The following is a 1112-nucleotide window of genomic DNA, read 5'->3' on the forward strand; positions in this document are numbered from 1 at the left end:
TCAGTCCGCTCGCCGACGCGACTAACTGACCGATCCGAGTCCGTGGCGCTTGGCGACGATGCCGAACAGCAGCGCGGCGCTCGGGAGGAACAACAGCGCGCCCAGCGCGGTGACCGCGTCGTCGCGGGCGAGTCCGAACGCGATACCCCCGACCCCGGCGACGAGCGCGACGAACGCGGGTACCAAGAGACGGCTTCGGAGCGCGGTCGGGATTCCGCGAGTCGAACGTGATCGCACCGTACGCTACAACGTAAGTGCGTCGAGTCCATATCAACCACGTTGTCGAGAGCCAGCTCTCCGCCGAAACGCGGTCGACCGCGACCGCTCGGTCGCGAACCGAGACAGAGGAAACGAGCGAGTTCACCGTCAGATGTACGACTTCACCTTCACAGTAACCTACGAACCCGGCGCCGACGAGTACGTCGACCTGTTCATCGACCGCGAGTCCCTCCGGTCGGAGGCGACCTACTCGTGTCTCGACCCCGCGGAGCTGTGGAAGCTCGAATCGGTGACCGGCGACGCGGCCGACCTCGACGCCGTCGACGAGCTGCTCTTGGACGAGTCCGTCGACCGCGAGTCGATCAGCGCCCGGGCCTGTCGCTCGGAGCGCGCGACGAGCCTCTTGACCCGCGAACAGCGGCGGCGAGTGACGTACACGTACGTCTCCGACGTGGACTACTGCGAGTCCGTGCCGCTGATCACGGCGAGGTACGTCGACGGGGGCGTCCTCTTCGAACAGACGCGGTCCGGCGATACGGTCCGGTGGCGCGTGTTGGTACAGGACGACTCGAAGATCGGGCTGTTGTACGACACGCTGTCCGCGAAGCTCGGTGAGGGACTGTCCTTCTCGTTCGAACACCTGACCGAGGTCGACCACTGGGAGAGCGAGCTGCTCTCCCGACCGGACGTCCCCGCCGAACAGCGCGAGACCCTGCTGCTCGCGGTCGATCGGGGCTACTTCGAGACGCCGCGGGGCGTGACGCTCGACGAGCTCGCGGCGGAGCTCGAACAGCCGCGTTCGACGGTGTCGTACCGGCTTCGACGCGCGACCGCCGAGTTAGCGAAACGATTCGCGGACCAACAAGCATGACCGCCGCACCCCCCACGGCCGA

At 66.9% G+C, this 1112-nt stretch carries 2 protein-coding genes; one reads left to right on the forward strand and one right to left on the reverse strand.

Annotation, left to right across the window (positions count from 1 at the left end; translation table 11 throughout):
* Positions 1 to 21: 21 nt before the first annotated feature.
* On the reverse strand, positions 22 to 186 hold the full coding sequence (locus U4E84_RS18270) for a hypothetical protein (RefSeq protein WP_322533482.1): 165 nt from the start codon (positions 184 to 186) through the stop codon (positions 22 to 24).
* 184 nt (positions 187 to 370) lie between these two features.
* Between U4E84_RS18270 and U4E84_RS18275 the strand changes: the two genes are divergently transcribed.
* Positions 371 to 1090 (forward strand): helix-turn-helix domain-containing protein, encoded by a 720-nt coding sequence (locus U4E84_RS18275; RefSeq protein ID WP_322533483.1) that lies wholly within the window; start codon positions 371 to 373, stop codon positions 1088 to 1090.
* The last annotated feature ends 22 nt before the right edge of the window (positions 1091 to 1112 follow it).

Source organism: Halorubrum sp. AD140 (genome assembly GCF_034497445.1).
Lineage (GTDB): Archaea > Halobacteriota > Halobacteria > Halobacteriales > Haloferacaceae > Halorubrum.

What these genes read in the sequence shown, in the direction of transcription:
- U4E84_RS18275 (WP_322533483.1), top strand. Translation starts at nt 371, where the DNA reads ATGTACGACTTCACCTTCACAGTAACCTACGAACCCGGCGCCGACGAG.